This is a genomic window from Kitasatospora sp. NPDC094015, from assembly GCF_040304075.1.
Classification (GTDB): domain Bacteria; phylum Actinomycetota; class Actinomycetes; order Streptomycetales; family Streptomycetaceae; genus Kitasatospora.
The window spans coordinates 19,516-43,789 of sequence record NZ_JBEOUL010000027.1 but is presented as its reverse complement, the minus strand read 5'-3'; the positions used below and the strand labels follow the sequence as shown (position 1 = coordinate 43,789).

The following is a 24,274-nucleotide window of genomic DNA, read 5'->3' as shown; positions in this document are numbered from 1 at the left end:
TACTCATCGTTCATGCCTGGACTTCAGCCACGATCCGCACCAGAGGTTGACATCAGGTCCGGAGTGCAGTGTTCCGTCAGCATCAAGATGATCGTCCCAGACTTGACCGGCGGCAGACCTGGTGACGATCAGTCGGACGAAGGAGTTGCAGCCGAGATGCGCAAGTACCGGCATCGCGTATCTGGCAAGATCAAAAGGTGAGAAACCTAGCTGCCCAGGCCCACCGTCATGCAACCTCACCGCGGCGGAGTGTGCGACTGATGACCTGCGTAGCCAGCATGTTCGCGGCGGAGATGCGGTCTTCCAAGTCGATGGACAAACGGCCTATCCCAAGACCGGCCGCAGCGACGACCGCGGCGAGCTGATCGCGTTCGGCGTGCGCCAGGTCCTGCGCGCGCGGATGGGCGAGTAGGTCGTGGGCGCTGTAGCCCTCGGGGATTTCGAGGATTCTCGCGGCGGTGTCGGAGAAGATCCGGCGGCCTTGGTCTGCGTAGCCGGCCGCTGTGGCCAGGTCGGCGACCGAGAGTGCCAGGCGAACGTCGAAGATCGGCATCTCGCCATGGAGGGCAAGTGCCCGATGGCCGGTGAGCATCCCGTCCGCCTGCTCGGCACAGGGGCGGTTCGCGATGAGCATGCACGCCACCGCGAGCGTGGAAGCCACCACCTCCTCCCACGGTTTCTCCGTCGGCGCTCCGGAGAGCACTTCGAGCGCAAGATCGACATGGCCCTGAGTGGCCATGGCGACGGCGCCGATCTGGCGACTGTCGAACATCCTTCGTGCGCCGTCCGCCGCCTTCAGGTGCAGGTAGGCGTCCACCCATCGCCTAGCTCGTACGAGGGCGCGGGCGCCGTCGTACAGGACGATGTTGTCGAGCCACTCGGCGACGTGTCCCCTGGCCTTATTGGTGGCGGTCAGGCCGGCGAGTGGGACCGGGATGCCGTCCAACGTTGCGTCACGGTCGGTGGCGACGGCGTGGGCGAGCTGTTCGAGCAGGTCGAGGGCGGCTTCTCCGTCACCGGAGCGGGTGAGCAGGTGTGCGAGGTTGACCAGCGGTTCCAGGGCCAGGCAGGCCTGTTCCGCTGTGAGTGGCCGGCGGGCGAGGTAGAGGGCGGCGTGGTTGTGGCACAGGGTTCGTGCGAGGTCGGGCAGGCCGCGGTCGGCGGCGAGCAGTGCGGTGAGGTTGTGGACGCCGGACGCGTCGATCAGGTTGCCGGTCTTCTCGGCCGAGGCGGCGAGGGTGGTGAGCCTCTTGATCCGGTCGTTCATGGGGAGGGCGAGTGCTCGTTTGCGGGGGACCAGCGGGAGGCGGGCGAGGGCGTCGGCGAGCGGGCCGGACGGGATGACGGTCGTCATGAGGCGGCTGCCTTCTGGTCCGGGAGCAGTTCGAGGACGGTGTCGGCGGCGGCTGCGGCCAGCAGTGCCTGCTGCTGGTGGCTCAGTCCGAGCCGGTTGGCGTGGAAGAGGTAGTGGTGGGCGAGGACCGATCGCAGGCCGCGCTGTAGCCGGCCGTCGTCGGTGAGGGTGCGCAGGGTTCGGCCCAGGTCGGTGAAGTAGAAGAGCCATTGCTCGGCGAAGGCGAGCGGGCCACCGTCGATCAGGCCGGAGGTGGGGTTGGTGTCCGACGTGAGGAGGATGCCGGCGGCGTTACGCAGCGTCGTGCTGGCGCGGGTGTCCCGGTCGGTGGGCCGGTTCGTGCCGATCTTGGCCCAGGTGTCGCCGATCTCGTACCAGTCCAGGCCGGCGCCGCGCATCATCGCGGCCGCGAGCAGGACGGACAGTTCGGACCGTTGGTCGTCGAGTTCGCCCGCTTCGATGGCGTGCAGGTAGGACATGACCTGCTGGCTGTCCTGGTGGAACAGCCGGTGCGCGGCCTCCATCCCCTCGGCTCCGCCGAAGGCGTGGGTCTCGGGCTCGTAGATCACCACGGTCCAGCCGGTGATCATCCCGGTGGTGCGGCATCGCTCCAGCGCGGCGTCCATCGCGGTGATCGTGGCGTCGGTGTCGTCCTTGTGCGGCGGGAGGTACCGCAGGCGCCAACGGTCGCCCTTGCGCAGGTAGTGCCAGGAGGCGACGGTCCCGTTTGCTTCGAGGATGGCCAGGGCGGGGGCGAGGTCGCGGACGGCGAGTCGCTCGCCGCTGGTGCGGTCGGCGAGGTGCAGGTGGACCTGGAGCCATTGTGGTTCGGGGGTTTCGGTCACGGTGTTCTCCCGGATCAGGTGAGCAGGAGGCAGGTGTCCCAGCCCGTGACGGGCTGGTCGGTGGCGAGGGCGTGCAGGGCCAGCGCGATGCCGGCCGCGCCCTCCAGCAGTCCCGGCTCGGTGGGCGTGGCGCGTGGGACGGGAAGCAGGTCGGCGGCGGTACGTAGCTGTTCCGCGGTGGTGCTGTCGGTGGTGCGGGCGGCGAAGCGGTGGGTGAGGAGGCGGACTCCGGCGGTGCCGTGGCACAGGCTGTTGTCGGTGAGCTGCTCGCGCTGTCGGGGGTCGGTGAGGCAGGTGAGCAGGGCATGTTCGGCGGTGCGGGCGCGGTCGTGGTCGCCGGTGGCGAGGGCGGCCAGATGCTGGGCGTGGGCGATGCCCGGGGTGCCGTAGCACCAGGAGGGACGCAGCGGGCTCTTCTGGCGGGTGCGGCCGGCGGCGGATTCGGCGGGTGTGACGGCTTCGGGCCACCACGGGCCGATGGCGGTGTTCTGGCGCCAGGAGTCGAGCCAGGTGGTGATCCGGTGCATGGCCGTGTGGTGGCCGGGGACGTGGATGCCGTCGGACCAGGTGAGGGCGAGGAGGGCGAGCGGGCCGGTGATGCCGTGGGCGAGGCCCAAGTTTCCGTGGCCGCCGGGGTAGTGGGGGGAGGATTCGCCGGAGGGGGCGATGTCGGTCCACCAGCCGGGTCGGTCGCGTAGTGGTTCGGTGAGGCGGACCAGGTAGGTGAGGATGTCGCGCAGCAGGTGGCCGTCGCCGCGGGAGCGCAGGTGGGTGCCGAGGCCGGTCATGCCGTAGAGGAGGTCGTACTCGGCGAAGATCGGCCGGTCGAGTCGGGTGATCCGCTCGTGGGCGGCGGCCAGGCGCCGTTCGGTCATGCGGTCGATCGTCGCGTCCAGTGCGCTGATCTGTGCCTCGTAGTCGCGGGGGCCGAGACGGGCGGCGGTGCGCATGGCGTAGGCGAGAGCGGGGGCGCCGAAGTACAGGCCGGTCCCGGGTGTGGACAGGACGGGCCGGCGCAGGCACGCCGCGATCCAGGCGTGCACCGTGTCCCAGCCACCGTGCCCGGTGGCGGCGCGGACGGTGTGGAGCAGGGTGATGCCGGGCGCGCCCTTGGCCAGGGACTGGCCCCACTTGGCGGAGTTGCTGTCGGGCGGGGCGAGGAGTCCGGCGAGCTCGGCGTGCTCGGTGGTGGTGGTCATCGTGCCGCTCCTTCGGGAGTGCGGGCGGTGCGGGTGAGGGCGACGGCTCGGGCGAGCCTGTGGCAGAAGCGTTCGCTGTCAGGGTCGATCCCGATCGCCCGTACGTGGTGCATGTGCAGCAGGGAAGCGACCACGTCGGCGGGCTCCAGCTCTCCCTGCTGGTCGAGGTGGCGGCGGTACTCGGCGAGGGCGACGGCACGCGCCTGCCAAGCCCGGAGCAGGGCCTGGCCCGGGGCGCTGGTTTCCAGCGCCGGCCACCTTCCCGGCTGGTCGGCCAGGGTGAGGGCCTGGCGGCGGATCGCCTGGGGCAGGGTCTGGTCGGTGTGGCGGGGGACGTGATCCAGCAGCCACCGTGTTCCGGCGTCGATGCCGAGCAGTCCGGCGGCGATGGCAGCCATGCTCGCCGCCGTCACCGCCTGCCGGCGCGCCCGCTCGGGTGTGAGAAAGGCGAGTTGGGCAACAACGGCCCGGGAGTCGGCGGCGAACACGGCCTCGGCCTGATGCATCACCGAATCGTGGCCGTATCGGCCGGTCTCGGGCTGGTAGGTGTCGAGCTGGAGCCGGGTCAGCAGTCCGGCCGCGCGTAGCTCTGCGGCCCAGGCGCCGATCCGTTCCCCGGCGACGTTGAACGGCAGTGCCTCCGGCAGCTCCAGGCGCAGCCGTAGGTGTGGTTCGGGATCGATGTGGCGCAGGAACCACCACAGGAGCTCGTTCCCCCACCGGTCGAACTGTGCGGGCAGTTGGGCCAGGATCTCGTCGGCCCGGTGGGGGTTGCCGTACAGGCGGGCGTACAGCCACCGCGACGCCCACGGCAGGTGGCCGGCGCCGTGGCCGACGGCACGGGCGGGGCGGCGGCGGGTCACAGGCAGCGGCTTGCGGGTGGAGTGCAGCTGGAAGGTGATCTCGTGCGCCCGGCCGCCGCACCAGCCGTTGGCCGTCGCGGTGGGTGCCTCGGTGAGAGCCGCGGTCTTCTCCTGGTCGAGGTGGTCACGCAGCAGCACCAGGTGCTCCGACCGGTCAAGGTCGAGCGGGAGCTTCAGGTCGTGCTGGGTGAGCTGTACCCGGCTCGGCACGCGGTACAGCGTCAGCCACCCGCGGGCGGCTTTCTCCCAGTCGCCCCATGGCGCGTTCGAAGACGGCAGGTCGGCTGCGGAGAGGTTCCATCGTGCCGGGCTGAGCACGATCCGGCCGTACCGCAGGCGGGGCAGGAACGGCAGCTTCCCGGCCGCGCCCCAGTCGAAGCCGGTGAACACGGGGGTGAAGGCGCCGGTGATCTCGCACACGAACCGGGCGACGGGCTGTGTGTGCGCCCGGAACTCGACGGCGTTGAGCACACGCGGTTCCACCGGTCGGCGGTCGGTGAGCGACACCAGCCACAGCCGTTGCACGTCCGCGCACACCCCCAGGTCGTCCAGCCGCAGCGGTCGCGAGCCGGCGGGCGGGTGCTCGCCGAGCGACAGCACCGGCAGCAGCGCCTCGGCGCGGGCGACGTTCTCGACCCGGGTGAACAGCGGCGGCACCAAGACCTGTACTGGCTGCGCATCTGCGCGGAGCGTCGGTGCCCCGCCGATCGCCGTCGCCAGTCCCACCCGGGCCTCGGAGTCCAGCAGGTACAGGAACCTGCCGGCCGTCGTTCCGGCGGCGCGGGGCGCGGCCACCAACGTCACCGTGAACGCCCCGGCGGCCAGCGCCCGGGTGTCGGCGGCCGCGAGGTGGACGGTCACTTCGGCGTGCGGCTGGACCACCTGCGGGACCGGTCCCGGGGCCAGGCACTCCACCGCCTGGTCGTCCAGGACGACTTCGACCATGCCCTCGACGGCGGCCTTCTGCGCGAGGGCGAGCAGCCGGGCATCGCGCCGCCCGAGGCGCGCCACGGGCTGCGCGAGCTGCGAGTCCCGGTAGCGGGCGGGAAGGCCCAGGCCCGTATCGGGGTTCACCAGGTCTGCGACCGGCACCACCGCGCCGGGCCCGTACCGTTCGAGGAACCGGGCGTGGTAGTCGAGCCAGGCCGGGTTTCCTCCCGGGTGAGGGCTCAGCCGGGTCAGCAGCTCGGCAGCCCGCGCCGCCTCGGCCGCGACCGGCTCCGGCAGCACCATCGGCCCGCCGTCCAGCCGGAGATCGACCATCAGCGGCTGCCCGCCGTCCAGGTCCGCCGTCGTCGCCGCGAGAGATGCCCGCACCGCCCGTTGCCTGGCAGGGTCGTCGAGCCGATTGTGGCGCTCCAGCTCCGCCCGAACGGACCCGAGTGTGGTCGCGATCCGGGCCGCATGCGGCACCTCCCCCACCCCCGCCGCTTCCAGGGCGGTAAGGAGGTGAGCGAGCGGATCCGTGGTGGCCATCGGCGGCCGTAATGCACTCAACAGCAGCCGTTGCCGGACCAGTTCGCCCAGCATCGCCCGCACCTGGCCGGGCCGGGCGCGGGGGAACTTCTCGGCGAGCCGGTTGGCGAGCACGCTCACCGGCACCGACGCCTCGGCGCCGGCCAGGGCTGCGAGCACCGGACCGGTGGCGCGGACGGACACCTCGACCGGCGATCCGCCGGCCGAGTGCTGCGTGACCGGCAGCACGACCCGATCACCGCGCACCACATGCAGCTGGTTGGCCACCACCGGGATCCGGTCGGCCAACAGCTCCTCCAACCGGCCCACGGCGTGCGCCAGCCACCCCGCGTCCACCCGCGCCACCGCCCGGCCCCGCCCCCACCACGGCGCGACCGGGAGCGGACCGACAGGGCATGTGGTCACGCCGGCGAACAGGCCGAACGGCGTGGCCCGGCCCTGGCCGCGCAGCGCGTAGCGCATCACCGTGGCCGTCAGCCGGCGCAGCCGCGCCGCGCCGATGTCCCCGCCCTCGACCACCGCACGCAACCGCGCGCTCAGCTGCTGGCCGGCGGCCACCTCGATGGCGGCCTCCAGCTGCCGATCGGCAAGAGCATCCTGGAGCCAGGATCGCCATCCGGCAGTGGCGGCGGCAGAACGGTCGGCGAGGTCGGGCCAGGAGCGGTCCGCATCGCGAGGGCGGGCGGCCGCGCGGATCAGAGCAGGTCCCACAACGCGGTACACGTGGTTCACCTCCGATTCAGGCAAGGCCGAGGCCCGGGTGCGGCACTACTGCGCGTCGGCCGCACACCGGGCCTCGGGGCACTCAGGACGGGGAAGGGTCAGACGTTGCCGCCGCCGCTGGCGCAGGCCGAGCCCGCGCAGGTGCTGCCGCAGTTGTCGTCGGTGGACCGCAGCAGCGCGGCCACCGGGTCGGCACCCTCAACGATCCGCAGGTCCAACTCGAAGTCGTCGGCCGCGGTCGTGGTGTCCAGAATGGTCTTGGTCATGGTGCTTGCCCTCCATGTGGGTGGTGCACGATTGCCCGGCCGCGGGTCACGGCCAGGAGATCAGGATCCGGACGTCCTTCTTGTCGATGACCTGCCCATCCGGGAGCTGGTCATCGGCCGTGCCGGCCGGGTAGGCGGTGAAGGTCGGGCCGTCGCCGGCGCGGTGCTCGCGCGTCCACACACCGACCTGCTCGGCGATCAGGTCGGCCAGGCGGTCTGCGCCGGGGCCGAAGCCGTGCGCCCCGAACTCGAACCTCAGCGGATCCTCGCTGATCTTCCGCAGCGCCAGGTAGGCGAGGCTGTCGCCCTCCACGATGACGGGGCACGCCATCTTGTTCGCCGGAGCGACGGTCTTGGTGTCCAGCTCCTGGTCGACGGACATCAGGCCGAAGCCGGGCAGCACGCCGGCCAGCCAGAGGTACAGCGAGTCGAACGGCTCCCGATTGCCGACCGTCACATCGGTCCACCGCTCGACCCGGGGCGTCTCCAGCACGCCAGTGAGCGCGCCGGTGTCCGGGCGGTCGAGCTCGTCGAAGCGCAGCCCGACCTCCGCCGTGCCACGCGGCAGCACCAAGAACTCGTCGTGCGCGGCAGCGCCCTGCATTTTCACGAAGCCGCACACCTCCGCGCTGACACTCACCAGCCGGTCACCGTCACGGCGGAAAGTGATCGACCGGGTCAGGCCACGCATCCGCAGCGGCACGGTGATCGTCCCGCCCTCGGCCAGCCGGTCGGTCCACGCCGACGGCAGGTCCCAGGCCCCGACCGTGACGATGATCCGGTCGAACAGGCCACCGTCCACGGGTTCAGAGCCGTCCGCCAGCACCACCGTCACCCGGCTGTACCCGGCACCGTCGAGGAACTTGGCAGCGCGGTCGGTGACGAACGGATCGATGTCGACCGTCACCACGTCGCCCTCGGAGCCGACAAGTTCGGCGATCAGCGCGGCGTTGTAACCGCCCGAGCCGATCTCCTCCACCCGCATGCCCGGACGCACGTCGGCCTGCTCCAGCATCAGCGCCTGGATCTGCGCGGCCGACACCGAGCTGAGCGCGAGACCGTTCTCGTCCCGCTTGGTCACCAGAGCCTGGACCGGCTCGTACGCCTCGGCCAACGACACCTCCGGGGCGAAGGCGTGTCGCGGGACCGCCAGGAAGGCGTTGGCCACACGCTCCTTCCGGATCGTCCCCTCGGCCCGCAGGTGGTCGACCATCGCGCGGCGCAGCTCCTCGGCAGTGCTGCCGGGGGACGGAACGGTAGTCATCGTCATCGCGTCTCCTTGTGGTGGGTCGCCGCCGGGCGGCGGCAGGTGCAGCTTGGCGTACAACGTGGGGTCGGCTCCGTGCCCGTGCTGAACTGCGCGGCAAGACGTAGGTCGCCTGGCTGCCGGCAGACTGTGCGGGCCGCGAGGGAGGGCGGGTTACGGTTGCGCGTCGGCGGCCAGCGCCGAGTCCAATCGCCCGGCGTAGCCCGCCCTTCATGCGGCTCGCTCCGGTAAAGTCCCGAGCAGCACTCTTGCCCACACGATCTTGCTCCCTCTCGTGGTTACGACATCCATGTCTTTCGCGAGGCCTCGGACGAGCAGAAGGCCGCGCCCGTGCTCCCCCTGCGGACGTGGCGTCCTCGGTGGCAACAAATCGGGCCGTCGATCTTGTACTTCGAGTCGGCAATCGCCACCGATCTCTTGGAGGCGCACGTGCACCCGGTCACCCGGTCGACTCGCGTGAGTGATTGCGTTGCTGATCAACTCCGAACTGATCAGCACCAAGTCCTCGTACTGGCCGGAGTCCGTCCAGCCCCACGCGGCCAGGGTCTGGCGCAGTTCACATCGAGCCGCGGCCACCGATGCCGGGTGGGCGTCGAATGCCTGCTCCCATACGTGCAGTTGATGCGCGACTCGCATGCTCACCACCCAGGATCACTCCGATCGGGCCAGACATCGGAACCGTGTGAAGTACTGTCACCGTGCACCGTGCGACAGCCCCCAGCGCAGGGCCGCGATCACTGTGCGTCTCGTGACAGAAACGCTACGCTTCGCACGGGCTCAAGAGGACTGACTGCCAGTACGGGTAATCCGCCTGTCCACGCGAGGTTGGTGGCGAAGTGACAGCTCACCGTGAGGCGCGGGGCCTCGAAGCACTGACTGCCAGCAGCCCCCGGCCCGGCCAGCGCCTCGGCGCGGTCGCGGGCCACCTGCTCAAGGAGATCAGGGAGCGGATCGGCGCATCTCAAGATCATTTAGCTGAGATTCTCCAGGTTGACAAGAGCACAGTCCAAGGCTGGGAGTCAGGACGCCGATCGCTCAACTCCTCACGAGCGGGCTCACTTCGCGTCATCAAGCGCAATCTGCTCCGCCTGGGGGGAGACCCCACCCTCCTCACACAGCTCGACCAAGCTCTGGATGCGGACAGCCTCATCAACTTCGTCGTGAACGACCAGGCGATCCAACACGCCGACGAACACCCTCTCGCCAGCTGGGTGCTGACCCGAGACACAACTCACATGCTGGCCTGGGCACTTACAGGCGCCTCCCCTGCCTCACTGCCCGTCAGGGAGAAGCCTCCGCGTCGGGGACCGACCCCCAGCAGCCCACAGCTTCCGCGTGACGAGCTGAACGCCTTCTTCAGCCAGATGCGCAGGGCCGCCGAACTCGCGCACTGGTCCGGCGACGAGGCTGCGCTTCTCCGTCGCCAGGCCCTGTATCTCTGCTCGTACGACGACTCACCCGACACCGCCGGCTGGCTTGCGGAAATACGCCGCAGGCCACCGAAGGCGCGGGCACGCGGCTGGACACCGGACTGGGCGGACGCTCGGTCCGTCGCAACATCACTTACCCGACATGGCGATCACGCCGCGTTGGCCGCCTTCATGGCCACCGGCATGGGCGACGAGGTCGGAGAGGCCGCCAACCTGAACTACTGGGCCTACTGGCTCGGGGTCGACTCCTTGCCCAAGGCTGATGATCACTTCATGATCGCGACTCCAGCACAGTCCTGGGATGCCCTTGCTCTCTTGCGCGGACTCACCGACAGACTGAAGCCCGGCGTCGGCGCAATCGATCTCAACGTCCACTCGGTGTGGGCGCTGCTCGGCCTTCGTCGAGGTCTTCTCACCGCAGATCCCAACCTCAGCCGGAGCCTTCAGGAGCGTGTGGTGGCGCTACTCGACTCCGGCGGAATCTCCGCACAAGCACGACAAGAGCTCGTTTCCCTGCACTACGGTCTGAGACTGACCACCTGATCTTCAGGAAGGACCACCACAGTGAACGACCGCCAGGAAGCCGAAGGCACTGTCAGCTATCTCCTTGAAGCTGGTGCCCTGAAGCGCGCGAAGCGCAGCGGCTGGTGGATCGCCGGCATCAAGGATCCCGAGACCATTGCCGAGCACTCGTGGAGGACGGCCGTCATCGGCGCGGTGCTCGCGATGATGGAAGGCGCCGACCCCGCACGGGTGGCGCTCCTCTGCACCTTCCATGACACCCAAGAGACACGCATCGGCGACATCCCCTGGGTCGGCCGACGATACATCCAGACCAAGTCGAACGAGACCGTGACTGCTGACCAGGTGGCGGATGCACACCCGGCGGTAGCCGATGGGATCAGCGCCATCGTCCACGACTACGAGAACGGGGAATCGTTGGAGGTCCAAGTCGCCCACGACGCAGACAAGCTGGAGTGCATGATCCAAGGACTTGAGTACCTCCAGCAGGGCTATGCCGCAGCTCAAGAGTGGGTGGACAGCACCCGGGCCAAGCTGAAACTGCCCTCGGCAATCACTCTCGCCGACGCAGCTCAGACGATGAAGTTGGCCGACTGGCAGCGCACGTACCTTCGCTAGTTGATACGAGGTGACGGCGATCTCCGGCAGCGGCTGCCGGTCGAGCGCGAGCCCGCTGCCGCCCCCGGGTGCCCGGGGGGCGGGGTGGGGCGACAATGGGCAGATGAACGCCGGGCACCCTGCGCCGCGGATGGCGGCCGTGAGCGCCCCGGCCCGGGTCGCCGGGGCGGGCGAGGGGATCGGCGCGCAGGAGCTGGCGCTCGCCGCCCGCAACCACGCGCTGCCGCTGGAGGCGCTGCGCCACGAGGTCACCTCGATCGGGCTGCACTACGTGCTCACCCACTACGACATCCCGGCCACCGACGCCGCGCGCTGGCGGCTGACCGTGCACGGCCGGGTCGGCACGCCGCTCAACCTCGGCCTGGCCGCGCTCCGTTCGCTCGCCGCGGTCACCGTGCGGGTGACCATGGAGTGCGCCGGCAACGGCCGCGCCCGGCTGTCGCCCCGCCCGGTCAGCCAGCCGTGGCTGGACGGCGCGGTGGGCACCGCGGACTGGACCGGCGTACCGCTGCGCACCCTGCTGGCCGCCGCGGAGCTGGCGCCGGGCACCGTGGAGGCCGTGTTCACCGGCGCCGACCACGGCGTGGAGCGCGGGGTCGAGCAGGACTACCGCCGCAGCCTGCCGCTGCAGGTCGCGCTCGACCCGGACCGCACCGTCCTGGTCGCGTACGGGATGAACGGCGGCCCGATCCCGCCGCAGCACGGCAGCCCGCTGCGGCTGGTGGTGCCCGGCTGGTACGGCATGGCCGGGGTGAAGTGGCTGCGCGAGATCGTGCTGACCGACACCCCGTTCACCGGTTTCCAGCAGGCGGTGGCGTACCGCTACCGGCAGTCGGCCGACGATCCGGGCGAGCCGGTCACCAGGATCGCGCCCCGGGCGCTGCTGATCCCGCCCGGTTTCCCCGACTTCATGTCGCGCACCCGGGTCGTGCGCCCCGGCCCGCTGCTGCTGGAGGGGCGCGCGTGGTCAGGCCACGCGCCGGTGAGCCGGGTCGAGGTCAGCGCCGACGCCGGCCTCAGCTGGCAGGACGCCGAGCTGGACCCGCCCGGCCCGCATCCGTGGGCCTGGCGGCACTGGCGCTGCCCCTGGACGGCCGCACCGGGCGAGCACCTGCTCGCCGCCCGCGCGACCGACGCCGAGGGGCGCACCCAGCCGGTCCGGCAGCGGTGGACCCGGGGCGGCTTCGGCAACAACGCGGTCCAGCTGGTCCCGGTCGCCTGCCGGTGACCGCCGCACCGACCGCCGAGGCTCCAGCACTGCGGGCACGGCAGGCACGGAGGGTCACGGGCACTGGGCGAGCTCCTGGCGCAGCCGTACCCGGGCGCGGTAGCCGAGGGTCTTGATCGCGCCGACCCCCTTCCCGGTGCGCTGCGAGATCTGCTGTGCGGTGAGGCCGTCCCAGTAGCGCATCCGGAGCGCTTCGCGCTGGGCGCGGGTGAGTTTTGTCATGGCGAATTCCAATCGGGCGGTGCTCTCCGCCGATTCGAAGGCGGAGATGACCAGCCCTTCGACGCTCACCCCGGAATCCCGCTCCGGCACTTCCAGCACCGGGATTTCCGTGTTCATCGCCCTCCTGGAGTGATCGTTGAGCAGGTTCCTGGCAATGGTCATCAGCCAGGCGGAAAAATCGGTCCCGGTCCACCGGTAACCGCGGATCGCCCGCATCGCGCGGACGAACGTCTCCTGGGTGAGATCCTCGGCGAGCGCGCGGTCGCCGTTGGTGCGCCGGAGCAGGTAACTCACCAGCGGGGCGCGGTAGCGGAGGTAGAACTCGCTCCAGGCCACCGGGTCACCGGCTCGGGCGTGATCGATCAATGTCGACATCAGATCGTCGACGTCACAGGATGTCAGGACGGCCTCCCTAGTACGGCAGTACGGCGCGACGCCCTCGTCAGGGTGATCGGAGACGCTAACAGGGTGACTTGCATGCGTGCAAGGCAAAACGTGGGCCAATAACCCGTCAAATATGGTCCGAAATAGGCAGAATGCTCAATGCCCGAGCGTGCATGCCTGCATGTCCAGGACATGCAGCGCGGTAACCTTCCGCCATGGCATCCATGGACAAGGGCGCGGAACACGCCGGAACGGCCCGCCGGTTCGGCGCGGCGGTGCACGCGGCGGCCGAACGGGCCGGTTACGACCTGCGGCCCGGGGCCGGCGGCCGAAAGGCACTGGCCGACGACGTGGGCATGAGCGCGTCCGCGGTCGGCCGCATGCTCAGGGGCGAAACGCTCCCCCACCCCGGGCAGTTCGAACGAATTGCCGATGCCGTCCGGATCGAACTGCGCGACCTTCTGGTACGCGGAGGCGTTATCTCCGCAGATTCCGCCAACAATCTTCCCGTGCGAGTACGCTCACACCCCATCAGTCCCGAGGAAGCGGCCGACGCCTGGGGTGTCACCGACCCGGTGATCCGCCGTTTCCTCCTCGCCACCATCGCGCAGGCGATCGATCTGCAGCAGGAGAAGCAGGAGAACCGGAAAGAGGCGGCGGGATGACAGCGTGCCGTTCTGGAGGTGAAAGGTCAGCGTGGCAAGGTTCGCAGCTCCGATCACACGACTCTTCGTTCCCGTCGTCGGCCTGGCGCTCTGCACCGTCGGCGGCTGGGGAGCGCCCTGGGTCCCGTCCCTGGCCGGCTGCCTGCTCGCCGGCCTGGTGGTCACCGAGATCGCCCTCTTCCGGATCAACCGCTGGATCGGCACCACCAGCGACCGGCTCTTCGGGCACCTCGCCGTGGTGGCGGCCGAGCAGCAGGAGGTGACCCTCCAGCGCCGGGCCCTGGAGGGGCGCCTGGCCGTACTGGACCGGCGCGTACGGGAGCAGGAGGCGCTCGAACTGCGGGTGGACTCCCTGCTCGGGCTGCTGTCGCAGACCCGCAGCGACCTGTCCCAGGCCCATCTGGTCATCGCGGAGCTCTCGGCCGAGTTCACCGACCTCGCGGCGGACTGGAACGGCCTGGTCAGCGAGGTGATGGCCGGGCGACCGGAGGCGGATCCCCGGCTGCCCCCGCCGCGTACCGGCACCCGCCCGGGCGACGGCACCCGTCCGGGCGACGGCCCCCGCCGGGAGGGGTGAAGAAACGATCCTGCACGGCTCCACCGCACCGGTCGACCACCAACGAGCCCCGTCCCGCGGACGGACCCGAGCTCAGAGGAGCGAGATGGACACCAGCGACCCCGTCCCCGGCTGCCCGGGCGCGGCCACCTGCACCAGCGAGCCGATCTACCACGAACTCCTCGACCGCTGGAAGGCCCGGGGCCTGACCCTCCCCGGCACCACCGTGCCGGTCCGGGGCCTGACCCCGACCGCCGCACCCACCCACGGCTCCGGCGCCGCGCCCGGCCTGGTCGCCGCCCGGGTACCGGCCGCCCGCACCTCCGGCCCGGGCCGGGACCAGGGCCGCCCACCCCGCGGTCGGCCGGACAAGCGCCCGGACCGATGACCGGCGCGCCGCCCCACCCGCGCGCCGCCCGTCCAGCCCCACCCCGCCCCGCGCGCCCACCCCCTCCCCCAGCGCCTCCCCGGACCTCCGCCCCGGGCGGCCGGAGCACACCCGCCGGTAAACTGGCCGATGGACCGAGCCGTCCCCGACGGGCCGCCCCGCCGCCCGTCCGCACTCCCCCGGTCACCCGCCGAACTGGAGCCGGAGCCCGAACCGAAGCCCCGGGCCGAAGCCCCGCACGGGACCCCCGGCCAGGAGTCCGGGGACGCCGCCCAGAGCTGGGAGCGCCGCATGGCCGACGAGGTACGGATCCGGCTGCTCGGCGGGTTCGAGGTCACCGTCGCCGATCGCCCGGTCGCCCCCGGGGCCTGGCGGCTGCGCAAGGCGCGCAGCGCGCTCAAGCTGCTGGCGCTGGCACCGGGCCACCGGCTGCACCGCGACCAGGTGTACGACCGGCTCTGGCCCGATCTCGATCCGGTGGCCGCCGCCAACAACCTGCACCAGGTGCTGCACGCCGTCCGGCGTGCGCTCGCGACCGCCGGCGCGCCCGGCGAGGTGGTGGCGCTGCGCGACGACGTCCTGGTGCTCGGGCCGGAGGGCGGCGTCACTGTCGACCTCGACGAGCTGGACCGGCTGGCCCGGCGGGCCGGGGCCGGCGGCAGCGCGGCCGACCACCGGGCCGCGCTCGCGCTGGCCGAGCGCGAGCTGCTGCCCGAGGACACCTTCGAGCCGTGGACCGAGCCGGAACGCGCCGCCCTGGCCACCCGGCGCGCCGGGCTGCGACTGGCGCTGGCCGAGGCACTCGAACGGGAGGAGCGCCCGCGCGAGGCGGCCGAGGTGCTGGCCGCCCAGGTCGCCGCCGACCCGCAGGACGAGCCGGGCCACCGGGCGCTGATGCGGGCGCTCGCCGCCGCCGGGCAGCGCCGGGAGGCCTTGGCCGTCTACGAGCGGCTGCGCGACGCGCTGCGCGACGGCTCGGGCTCCGACCCGGATCCGCAGACCCGGGCGCTCTACCGCACCCTGCTGGCCGGTTCGGTGGAGGACCCGGCACGGAGTGGGCCGGAGCGCCGGCACAACCTGCCGGCCCAGCTGACCAGCTTCATCGGCCGCGAACGCGAACTCGCCGAGGTGCAGGACCTGTTGGCGCGCGGCCGGCTGCTGACCCTGACCGGCCCGGGCGGCTGCGGCAAGACCCGGCTGGCGCTGGCCGTGGCCGAGCGGCGGGTCGAGGCCGTCCGCGACGGGGTGTGGTTCGTCGACCTCGCGGCGCTGGCCGACCCCCGGTTCCTGCCGGACGTGGTCGCCACCGCACTCGGCCTCCAGCTCTCCGCCGGCGCGGGGACGCGGGCCGCGCTGCTCGCCCAACTCGCGGCCCGGGAACTGCTGCTGGTGCTGGACAACTGCGAGCACCTGGTGGAGGCCTGCGCCGCGCTGGTCGCGGACCTGCTGGCGCACTGCCCCGGCGTGGTGGTGCTGGCCACCGGCCGGGAGCCGTTGCAGGCGTACGGCGAGCGCACCTGGCGGGTGCCCTCGCTGGGCGTACCGGACCCGGCCCGGCCGGCGCCGCCCGCCGAGCTGGCCCGGTACGCCTCGGTGCGGCTGTTCACCGAGCGGGCGGCGGAGGTGGTCCCGGACTTCCGGCTGGACGGGCGGAACGCGGCGGCGGTCGCCCAGATCTGCTTCCGGCTGGACGGGATCCCGCTGGCGCTGGAACTCGCGGCCGCCCGGGTGCGGATGCTGGCGCCGCAGCAGATCGCCGAGCGGCTGGACGACGCGCTCACCCTGCTCGGGCACGGCAGCCGGCATGCGGTGACCAGGCATCAGACCCTGCTGGCCACGCTGACCTGGAGCCACCAGCTGCTCGGGCCCGAGGAACGGGTGCTGCTGCGGCGGCTGTCCGTCTTCGCCGGCAGCTTCTCGCTGGCGGCCGTGGAACGGGTGTGCGGCGACGACCCCGGCGCGCACCGGCCGGACGACCCGAGCGACCCGAGCACCGCCACCGAGCACGACCGGCCCGACCAGGTGCCCGACCCGGAAGACCCGCTCAACCTGCCCAACCCGCTCGACCCGCTCGACCTGCTCGGCCGGCTGGTCGACAAATCGCTGGTGCTGGTCGAACGGCACGGCGAGGCCGAGGTGCGCTACCGCCTGCTGGAGACCATCCGGCAGTACGCGCGCGAGCGGCTGCGGGAGGCCGGCGAGGCGGCCCGGATCGAGGCCCGGCACCGCGCCTGCTACCTCGACCTGGCCGAGTCCTCCGACCCGGAGGTCACCGCGCTGGGCCCGGCCACCACCCCGCTCGAACTGGAGGCCGACCGCGACAACCTGCGGGCCGCGCTGCGCTCGGCGCTGGCCGAGGACCCGGAGACTGCCCTGCGGCTGGCGGTCGCGCTGCGGCTGTTCTGGGCCGAACGCGGCTACCTGGCCGAAGGCCGGCAGCGGCTGGACGACGCGCTGGCCGCAGCCCCCGCGCCGACCCCGCTGCGGGCCCGGGCGCTGCTCGGGCGGGGCGTGCTGGCGATCCGGCTCGGCGACGGCTCCCGGCTGCCCGCGATCGGCGCGGAGGTGGTGGCGATCCACCGGGCCGGCCCGGGCGGCGCGGCCCTGGCCGGCGCGTACTGCCGCCAGGCGCTGCTGCTGTGGATGCACGGCAGTTGGGCGGAGGCGGCCGCCGCGCTGGAGCGCGCTCGGGAGCTGGCCGGCGGCGAGCCCTCGGTGCTGGCGGCGGCGGCGCACCAGCGGGGTGTGGCCGCGGTCTGCGGGGGCCGGGACGAGGAGGCCGGGGCGGCCTTCGCCGAGTGCCTGCGGCTGCTGGCCGAGGTCGACCGCGGCAGCCGGCCGTTCTTCCCGGTGCTGACCCCCGGGTACGCGCGGGAGCTGGACGCCGGGGGCCGGGTCTCGGTGTTCTTCGAGGAGACGGTGCTGATCGGGCGGCTGGTGGGCGCGGAGCAGGCGCGCGGCTACGCGCTGGCCGCGCTCGCCTGGGCCGGGCGCCGGAGCGGGTCGCCCGGGCGGGCCCGGGAGTCGGCCGAGCGCGCCGTCGAGTGCTTCCGTTCGCTGGACGACCCGCGCGGGGAGGCGCTGGCGCTGAACGTGCTCGGCGGCCTGTGCCGCGCCCACGGCGGGTACCGGGAGGCCGGCGCGCACCTGGAGGCCTGCCTGCGGATCCGGCGCCGGCTGGGCGACCGCCGCGAGGTGGGGATCGCGCTCGGCGGGCTGGGCCTGCTGGCGCTGGCCGACGGCGACCTGGACGGTGCCCGTGGGCTGTTCGGCCGGGCCAGGGCGGGGTTCGAGGAGACCGACGACCTGCCGGGGGTCACCAACAGCCTGCTCCACCTGGGGCTGGTGGCCCGGGCCGCGGGTGACGCCGCGACCGCCGGCGAGCTGCTCGGCCGCGCGCTCGGGCTGGAGTCGGTGGCCGGGTCGACCTGTGCGGCCGGCTGGGTAGCGGTGATCCTCGCCGAGCTGGTCGACGGCGCCGGCGACCGGGCGGGGGCGGTGCGGGCCGCCGACCGGGCGCGCGCCCTGTTCACCCGGCTGGGCGATGCCGAGGGGCTGGCCCGGCTGCGGCTGAGCGGTCTGCAAAGCGCGCGCTAACCGGGTGCAAAGCGGCGCCTCCTACCGTCGGGGGCATCGGCAACGGAACCGAACAGGGAGGCCGACCATGTCAGTCGAGACGGCACGTGGGGTGCTGGGCGACGCCACCATCGGTGAGCTGGAAGCGGCGGTGCGGGGCAGCGTGGTGCGCCCCGGCGACGCCGCGTACGAGGAGGCCAGGGCGGTCTGGAACGCCGCCCACGACAAGCGTCCGGCGCTGGTGGTGCGCTGCGCCGGGGTCGCGGACGTGATCCGCGCGGTGGAGTTCGCCCGCAGCCAGGACCTGCTGGTCGCGGTCCGCGGCGGGGCGCACAGCATCGCCGGGTTCTCCACCTGCGACGGCGGGATCGTGATCGACCTGTCCGGGATGAAGGGCGTGCGGGTCGACCCGGGGCGCCGCCGGGTGATCGCCGAGGCCGGTCTGACCTGGGGCGAGCTCGACCACGAGACGCAGGCGTTCGGCCTCGCGGTGACCGGCGGGCTGGTCTCCTCGACCGGGGTCTCCGGCTTCACGCTGGGCGGCGGGGTCGGCTGGCTGCTCCGGCGCCACGGCCTGGCCTGCGACAACCTGGTCGGCGCCGACCTGGTCACCGCGGACGGCCGCCTGGTGCACGCGGACGCCGAGGAGCATCCCGAGCTGTTCTGGGCGCTGCGCGGCGGCGGCGGCAACTTCGGGGTGGTCACCTCGCTGGAGTTCGAGCTGCACCCGGTGGGCCCGCAGGTGCTGGCGGGGCTGGTGATCTACCCGGCGGCCGAGGCGGCGCAGGTGGTCCGCCGCTGGCGCGACCTGTGCCCCGACCTGCCGGACGAGCTGACCACGCTGGTCAACCTGACCACGGCGCCCCCGCTGCCGTTCCTGCCGGAGGCGGTGCACGGCACCCGGATCGTGGTGCTGGCGGCCATGTACGCGGGCCCGGCCGAGGCCGGCGAGGAAGCGGTGCGGCCGCTGCGCTCGCTCGGCACGCCGATCGCGGACGTGCTCGGCCCGATGCCCTACCTCGGGATGCAGACGCTGCTGGACCCGCTCTGGACCAGGGGCGCCCACAACTACTTCACCTCGGCGTTCGTCGAGCCCTCGGACGCGGCGCTGGACGCCGTGACGGCGGCGCACCTGACCACGCCGACCCCGCAGAGCGAGATCCACCTGCACCAGCTGGGCGGTGCCTTCGCCCGGGTCCCGGCCGGTGCGACGGCCTTCAGCCAGCGGGACGCGGGGGTGCTGTGCAACGTGATCGCCCGCTCCCCCGAGGCGGACGGCTTCGACGGGCACGCCGACTGGGCCCGGGCCACGCGGGAGGCCATCGCCCGGCACGGCAACGGTTCGATGTACGTCAACTTCACCGGGGACGGGGAGCGGGACAAGGCGCTGGCCTCGTACCCGCAGGAGGTCCGCGACCGGCTGGTGCGGGTGAAGGACGCGTACGACCCGACCAACCTGTTCCGGCTCAACCAGAACATCCGGCCGTCGGCGGCCGGCTGACGGCGACACCCCCGGGTCGCGGCCGGGACGCCGGCTCACAGCGGCGGCGGCATCGCACGCAGCAGCAGCGTGGCGATGTCGTCGGCGCGCGGGCCGGACAGCCGGGCCCGGGCGACCACCTCGGCCGCCACGGCCTCCACGTCGGGGCCGGCCCGGTCGAGCTGGGCGGCGAGGTCGGCGACGGCCTGGTCGAGGTCGGTGCCGGGGGCCTCCACCAGGCCGTCGGTGTAGAGCAGCAGCAGCGCACCGAACTCGAACGGCACCTCGGTGATCGGGTAGCGCGAGTCGGGGTCCACGCCCAGCGGCAGGCCGGGCGGCACCTCCAGGGTGCGCGCCGGGCCGCCGGGCGGGCGCAGCAGCGGCGGCGGGTGGCCGGCGCTGACCAGGTGGGCGCGGTGCGCGGCCAGGTCCAGGTGGGCGTACAGGCAGGTGGTGAAGAGGTCCGGGTCCAGGTCGCAGAGCAGCCGGTTGGCCAGGACCAGCACCTGGTCGGGGGCGGCGCCGGCGGTGGCGTGGACGGCGGTGCGGACCTGCCCCATCAGCGCGGCGGCCGGGACGTTGTGGCCCTGGACGTCGCCGATCACGGCGGCGGCGGTGCTCGGGCCGAGCCGGATCAGGTCGTAGAAGTCGCCGCCGATGTCCATGCCCCGGGTGGCGGGCAGGTAGCGGGCGGCCACCCGCAGCCCGGCCACGGTCGGCAGGGCGTGCGGCAGCAGCGCCTGCTGGAGGCCGTGCGCGAGGCGGCTCTTGGTGTCGTACAGCTGCGCGCGGTCGAGTGCCTGGGCGATCAGCCCGGCCAGCGAGGTCAGCACGGTGCGCTCGTCGGCGGCGAACCGGTGCGGGCGGCCGTAGGAGAGCAGGCAGCAGCCGACCGGGCGGCCGGAGGTGATCAGCGGGAGCACCGCCCAGGCCTGCTTGCCGGTGACCTGCGGGACCTGCGGGTAGGCGTCGGCCAGCTCCTCGGGCGAGCCGTAGAAGCCGGGGGCGCCGGTGCTCAGGGCATAGGTCATCGGGGCGGTGCGCTCGTCCAGCGGGATCTTGCTGAAGCGGGCCATCTCCTCGGCGGTGTAGCCGCGGTAGCCGGTGACGTTGAGCCGCCCGTCCTCGGTGGACATCAGGGCGAGCGCCTGGGCGTCGAAGGCGGGCATGATCTGCTCGGCGACCAGCGCGATGACGTCGTCGACGGTGACGGCCTCGGTGAGGGCGGCCGCCAGGTGCATGATCTGGTAGAGCTGGCCGGCCCGGGAGACCGGGGTGGGGCGGGGGCGGTCGGGCAGCGCGGTGGTCTCGGGTCCGTCGCTGGTCGGGGTGATCCGGACGCTGATGCCGTCGCCGGCCGGGTACAGCCGGAAGTTCAGCCAGCTGTCCGGCGGGCGTTTCGCGGTGAAGGCCATCGGCCGCCGGCTGATGATGGCCGCCCGGTACCGGTCCTCGTACACCGGGTCGTCCAGCCAGGGCACGGCCTGCCAGGGGATCGCGCCGAGCACCTTGTCGTGCTCGACGCCGAGCAGCGCGCAGGCGCTCTGCGTGATGAAGGTGATCCGGCCGTTGAGGTCGAGCCCGCAGCTGCCGCCCGGGAGCCGTTCCGCGAAGGCGCCGGCCGCGGCCTCGGGCAGCTTGGCGGCGTCCAGCTGGAGCGGGAGCACCCGCGGGCGGCCGGGCGGGGTGATCGGCCGGCCGGCCGACTCGGCGGCGGCGAGCAGCTCGGCGAGCCGGCCGCACTCGTCCAGGATGTGCCGGCGCTCCTCGGTGGCGAGCTCCGGCGGGCGGGTGCCGGGCCACATCATCAGCAGCGAGCCGAGCCGGCGCCCGCCGGCGCCGATCGGGGCGGCGGCCATCGCGAAGTGGTACGGCATGGTGAGCGCGATCCGCGGGTAGAGGCGGGCGAATTCCTGCTGGCTGCCGGACCACACCAGCCGGAAGTCACGCAGCGCGTCGCCGACGGGGGACGGGGCGGTGAGCGCGATCCTGGTCCAGGGTGCGATGAACTCGGCGGGCAGGCTGCGGACCACGGCGAGGTGCAGCACGTCCTTCTCGGGCGGCAGCAGGTAGACCCCGCCGGAGGAGGCGCCGGCCCGCGCCAGGATCGCGGTCAGCTCCTCGTCCAACCGCGCGTGCCACCCGGCCGGGTCACCCGCGGGCGGCACGGGATTCTCCCGCACGGCGCCGCGGCCCCGGCCGGTGGTCCGGCGGCGCTGCCCGCAGCTGGGTCGCGACGACGCCCATACCCGTGACGCTACGCCCGCCGTCAGGGCCGGGCGACCGCGACGGGGCGGCCGGCGGCGCGGGCTCAGTGGGCCGCGCTCTCCTCCGCGATCATGGCGACCAGACCGCGGCGCCCGCCCAGCTCCAGCGCCCGGCGCTGCCGGTCGGCGCCGTTGCCCTCCCGCAGCAGCCGGTGCAGCAGCGAGGTGACCTGGCGCTCGTCACCCGCCCGGACCAGGGCCGGGGTGAGGTACTCGACCAGGTCGCTGACCAGGTCGCCGACCCGGCGGGGCAGTCCGGTGACCGGATCGTGCAGGGCTTCGGTCATGCCGTACCGGGCGGCGTTCCAGCTGGCGCCGGCCAGGCTCTCCGGGGTCCGCTCGGGGCCCGGGACGCCCTGCCGGTACTCGCTCATCACGGTGGTGGCCAGGGCCCGGACCAGCCCGGCGAGCATCACCGCCTCGTCGGCGCGCAGCTGCACGTCCATCGCCCGGACCTCGAGCGTCGGGTAGCGCTCGGACAGCCGGGCCTGCCAGTACAGCTGCCCGCGGTCGCGGATCATCCGGGCGTCCTGCAGCGCGGTGATCCGCCGGTCGTAGTCCTCGGCGTCGGCGAACCGGGGCGGCACGCCGCTGATCGGCCAGCGGTTGAAGACCACCGTGCGCCAGCTGGAGAAGCCGCTGTCGGTGCCGTACCAGAGCGGGGAGTTGGCGGCCAGCGCGACCAGCAGCGGCAGCCACGGCCGCAGCCGGTTGAGCACCGCGACCCCGGTCTCCCGGTCGGGGATCCCGACGTGCACGTGCATCCCGTTGATCAGGTTCTCGTCGGCGAGCCGGGAGAAGTCCTGGTGGATCGAGCGGTAGCGCGGCGCGTCGGTGATCGCCGGCGGGAGGTCGTCGGCGTACGGGGCGGTGCCGCAGGCGGCGAGGTGGCAGCCGGAGGCCTCGGCGGCGGCGGCCACCGCGTGGCGCAACCGCAGCAGGTGGCCGCCGACCTCGGAGAGCCCCTGGCAGACCGGGGTGGCGATCTCCACCTGGGCCTGGAGCAGCTCGTGCTGCACCTCGGCGTCGTCCAGTGCGGGGTGCAGGTCGGCGGCGGCCCGGACCTGCTCGACCCTGGGCAGCGGGAGCCCGGTGTCCGGGTCCAGCAGCAGGTACTCCTCCTCGACACCGAGGGTGAGGGGCTCGTCGCCGGGCCCGGGGCGTGCGGCGGATTCGCGCAGCGTGGTGCTCATGACCGGCAGGTACCCGAACGGTCGGCGCTCAAGCCTCCCCGCCCCCGTCCGGACGTGCCGGGGCGGCCGGAGCCGGAGCGCCCGGGCGGGGCGGCAGCGCGTGCAGCCGGACCTGTCCGAGCCGGCCGTCCTCGACCACGGCGGTCAGGTAGGTGCACTCCGGGCGGCGGCGCCGGTCGGTGGGCGAGCCCGGGTTGAGCAGCCGCATCCCGCCGGGGCCGACCGAGTCCCAGGGGATGTGGCTGTGTCCGAAGACCAGCACGTCGACCCCGGGGAACCGGAGCTCGCAGCGGTGCTCCCGGCCCCGTGCCGGGCCGGTCTCGTGGACCACGGCCAGGCGCAGGCCGGCCAGCTCGGCCTCGGCCACCTCGGGCAGCCGGGCCCGCAGGGCCGGGCCGTCGTTGTTGCCGTGCACGGCGATCAGCCGCCGGGCCCGGGCCGCCAGCAGGTCCAGGGTCGGCTCGTCGACCCAGTCGCCGGCGTGCACCACCACGTCGGCCTCGTCGACCGCGGCCAGCAGCGTCGCGGGCAGCCGGCGGGCCCGGGCGGGCACGTGGGTGTCCGAGGTGAGCAGCAGGCGCACGGGCCCTCCTGGTCCAGCGGTACGGGCGGTCCAGCGGTACAGGCGGTCCAGCGGTACGGGCGCTCAGCGCCGGGCGGTGGGCGCCCGCAGCTGCGGGTCGCAGCCGCAGGAGCGGCGTACCACCAGGGTCGCCGGAAAGCGCCGGACCAGCCCGCCGGGGCCGGCCTGCGCGGCCGGCGGGTCGAGCACCATGGCGACCGCCGCCTGGGCCATCGCCTCGGTGTCGGAGGCCACCGTGGTCAGCGGCGGGTCGCAGAACGCGGCCTCCGATATGTCGTCGAAGCCGGCCACCGCGAGGTCCTGCGGCACCCGAAGGCCGAGCTCCCGGGCGGCCCGCAGGACGCCCATCGCCTGGTCGTCGGTGGTGCAGAAGACCGCCGAGGGCCGGTCGGGCGCCGTCAGCAGCCCGAGGGCCAGGTCGAAACTGCGGAAGCGGTCGAACGGGGCCTCGACCAGCAGGCCGCCGGTCGCCAGGCTGGCCTGCGCCATCGCCTGCGACCAGCCCTCCACCCGGTCCACCACCGGGTCGCCCGGCGCCAGTGTGGAGGCGGTCCGGCCGAGGCAGGCGACGCTGCGGTGCCCGTGGTCCAGCAGGTGCCGTACGGCGAGCCGGGCGCCGCCGACGTCGTCGGTCACCACGGCCGCGTTGGCGGGGTCGTCGGGCCGCCGGTGCAGCAGCGCGACCCTGGTCCCGTCGTCCTGGCCGAGGTCCGCGGCGGGCCGCCGGCCGCCGTGCTGGCTGATCAGGATCAGCCCGGCGACGCGCATGCCGAGGAAGGCGTGGGTGTAGTGCTCCTCGCGGGCGCCGCCGTAGTCGGAGTTGCCGATCAGCACCAGCTTGCCGCGCTCGAAGGCGACCCGCTCCACCGCGTGGGCGAGTTCCGCGAAGAACGGCTGCCGGGCGTCGGGCAGGACCATGCCGAGCAGGTCGGTGCGGCGCCGGGCCATCGCCTGCGCCATGCTGTCGGGCCGGTAGCCGAGCTGCTCGATCGCGGCCTGCACGCGCTGTCTGGTGGCCGGCGCCACCGGCCGCGGCCCGTTGTTGATGACGTAGCTGACGACCGCCGTCGACGTCCCGGCCAGCGCGGCCACCTGATCCCGTGTCACTTTCGGCACCGGTCGAGCCTACACACCCGGGCGCCCGGCGGGCGCCACCGCGGCGACGCCCG

The 24,274-nt window shown here is 73.3% G+C and carries 20 protein-coding genes; 8 read left to right on the top strand and 12 right to left on the bottom strand.

The annotated features are described in order from the left end of the window. Positions 1–226: 226 nt before the first annotated feature. The 7 genes from ABT014_RS26590 to ABT014_RS26560 all read right to left on the bottom strand — a co-directional run bounded on the left by ABT014_RS26590 (position 227) and on the right by ABT014_RS26560 (position 8,629). The gene (locus ABT014_RS26590; RefSeq protein WP_350641722.1) at positions 227–1,354 is read right to left on the bottom strand and encodes a hypothetical protein; all 1,128 of its coding nucleotides are present in this window, start codon (positions 1,352–1,354) and stop codon (positions 227–229) included. After that, positions 1,351–2,199 carry a thiopeptide-type bacteriocin biosynthesis protein gene (locus ABT014_RS26585; protein ID WP_350641721.1) on the bottom strand — a complete coding sequence of 283 codons (849 nt, stop codon included), beginning with the start codon at positions 2,197–2,199 and terminating at the stop codon, positions 1,351–1,353. The genes ABT014_RS26590 and ABT014_RS26585 overlap by 4 nt, the downstream gene beginning before the upstream one ends. A 14-nt stretch (positions 2,200–2,213) precedes the next feature. Beyond that, positions 2,214–3,398, bottom strand: a complete 1,185-nt coding sequence (locus ABT014_RS26580) for a lanthionine synthetase C family protein (RefSeq protein WP_350641720.1) — start codon at positions 3,396–3,398, stop codon at positions 2,214–2,216. Then, the gene (locus ABT014_RS26575; protein WP_350641719.1) at positions 3,395–6,460 is read right to left on the bottom strand and encodes a lantibiotic dehydratase; all 3,066 of its coding nucleotides are present in this window, start codon (positions 6,458–6,460) and stop codon (positions 3,395–3,397) included. The genes ABT014_RS26580 and ABT014_RS26575 overlap by 4 nt, the downstream gene beginning before the upstream one ends. Before the next feature lie 98 nt (positions 6,461–6,558). Then, positions 6,559–6,726, bottom strand: coding sequence for an FxLD family lanthipeptide (locus tag ABT014_RS26570; RefSeq protein ID WP_350641718.1), 168 nt, complete (start codon positions 6,724–6,726; stop codon positions 6,559–6,561). Between the two features lie 46 nt (positions 6,727–6,772). Beyond that, positions 6,773–7,990, bottom strand: coding sequence for a methyltransferase, FxLD system (fxlM, locus tag ABT014_RS26565; RefSeq protein ID WP_350641717.1), 1,218 nt, complete (start codon positions 7,988–7,990; stop codon positions 6,773–6,775). A 213-nt stretch (positions 7,991–8,203) separates the two neighbouring features. Continuing rightward, on the bottom strand, positions 8,204–8,629 hold the full coding sequence (locus tag ABT014_RS26560; protein WP_350641716.1) for an ATP-binding protein: 426 nt from the start codon (positions 8,627–8,629) through the stop codon (positions 8,204–8,206). Positions 8,630–8,829: 200 nt separating this feature from the next. Here ABT014_RS26560 and ABT014_RS26555 point away from each other — a divergent pair, with 200 nt between their 5' ends. The 3 genes from ABT014_RS26555 to ABT014_RS26545 all read left to right on the top strand — a co-directional run bounded on the left by ABT014_RS26555 (position 8,830) and on the right by ABT014_RS26545 (position 11,791). Continuing rightward, a complete protein-coding gene (locus ABT014_RS26555) occupies positions 8,830–9,966 on the top strand; it encodes a helix-turn-helix domain-containing protein (protein WP_350641715.1) in 1,137 nt (378 codons plus the stop codon). A gap of 21 nt (positions 9,967–9,987) precedes the next feature. Further along, complete coding sequence (locus ABT014_RS26550) at positions 9,988–10,563, top strand: HD domain-containing protein (RefSeq protein WP_350641714.1); 576 nt, start codon at positions 9,988–9,990, stop codon at positions 10,561–10,563. A gap of 103 nt (positions 10,564–10,666) precedes the next feature. Next, the gene (locus tag ABT014_RS26545) at positions 10,667–11,791 is read left to right on the top strand and encodes a sulfite oxidase (protein WP_350641713.1); all 1,125 of its coding nucleotides are present in this window, start codon (positions 10,667–10,669) and stop codon (positions 11,789–11,791) included. 54 nt (positions 11,792–11,845) lie between these two features. On the opposite strand, the gene ABT014_RS26540 is transcribed toward ABT014_RS26545, so the two are convergent. Continuing rightward, a complete protein-coding gene (locus ABT014_RS26540) occupies positions 11,846–12,388 on the bottom strand; it encodes an RNA polymerase sigma factor (protein ID WP_350641712.1) in 543 nt (180 codons plus the stop codon). 224 nt (positions 12,389–12,612) lie between these two features. On the opposite strand from ABT014_RS26540, the gene ABT014_RS26535 reads away from it, so the two are divergent. From ABT014_RS26535 to ABT014_RS26515, 5 genes are all read left to right on the top strand, one after another. After that, positions 12,613–13,062 carry a helix-turn-helix domain-containing protein gene (locus ABT014_RS26535; RefSeq protein WP_350641711.1) on the top strand — a complete coding sequence of 150 codons (450 nt, stop codon included), beginning with the start codon at positions 12,613–12,615 and terminating at the stop codon, positions 13,060–13,062. A gap of 31 nt (positions 13,063–13,093) precedes the next feature. Continuing rightward, positions 13,094–13,639 carry a hypothetical protein gene (locus ABT014_RS26530; RefSeq protein WP_350641710.1) on the top strand — a complete coding sequence of 182 codons (546 nt, stop codon included), beginning with the start codon at positions 13,094–13,096 and terminating at the stop codon, positions 13,637–13,639. Between the two features lie 85 nt (positions 13,640–13,724). Continuing rightward, complete coding sequence (locus tag ABT014_RS26525) at positions 13,725–14,006, top strand: hypothetical protein (RefSeq protein WP_350641709.1); 282 nt, start codon at positions 13,725–13,727, stop codon at positions 14,004–14,006. Between the two features lie 129 nt (positions 14,007–14,135). Continuing rightward, entirely contained in the window at positions 14,136–17,603 is a 3,468-nt protein-coding gene (locus tag ABT014_RS26520) for an ATP-binding protein (protein ID WP_350641708.1), read from the top strand. Between the two features lie 67 nt (positions 17,604–17,670). Continuing rightward, positions 17,671–19,083 carry an FAD-binding oxidoreductase gene (locus ABT014_RS26515; protein ID WP_350641707.1) on the top strand — a complete coding sequence of 471 codons (1,413 nt, stop codon included), beginning with the start codon at positions 17,671–17,673 and terminating at the stop codon, positions 19,081–19,083. 35 nt (positions 19,084–19,118) lie between these two features. On the opposite strand, the gene ABT014_RS26510 is transcribed toward ABT014_RS26515, so the two are convergent. The 4 genes from ABT014_RS26510 to ABT014_RS26495 all read right to left on the bottom strand — a co-directional run bounded on the left by ABT014_RS26510 (position 19,119) and on the right by ABT014_RS26495 (position 24,221). Beyond that, a complete protein-coding gene (locus ABT014_RS26510) occupies positions 19,119–21,230 on the bottom strand; it encodes a SpoIIE family protein phosphatase (RefSeq protein WP_350641706.1) in 2,112 nt (703 codons plus the stop codon). 143 nt (positions 21,231–21,373) lie between these two features. Beyond that, the gene (locus tag ABT014_RS26505; protein ID WP_350641705.1) at positions 21,374–22,522 is read right to left on the bottom strand and encodes a carboxylate-amine ligase; all 1,149 of its coding nucleotides are present in this window, start codon (positions 22,520–22,522) and stop codon (positions 21,374–21,376) included. A 28-nt stretch (positions 22,523–22,550) separates the two neighbouring features. Next, on the bottom strand, positions 22,551–23,105 hold the full coding sequence (locus ABT014_RS26500; RefSeq protein ID WP_350641704.1) for a metallophosphoesterase family protein: 555 nt from the start codon (positions 23,103–23,105) through the stop codon (positions 22,551–22,553). Positions 23,106–23,168: 63 nt separating this feature from the next. Further along, a complete protein-coding gene (locus tag ABT014_RS26495) occupies positions 23,169–24,221 on the bottom strand; it encodes a LacI family DNA-binding transcriptional regulator (RefSeq protein ID WP_350641703.1) in 1,053 nt (350 codons plus the stop codon). Between the last annotated feature and the right edge of the window lie 53 nt (positions 24,222–24,274).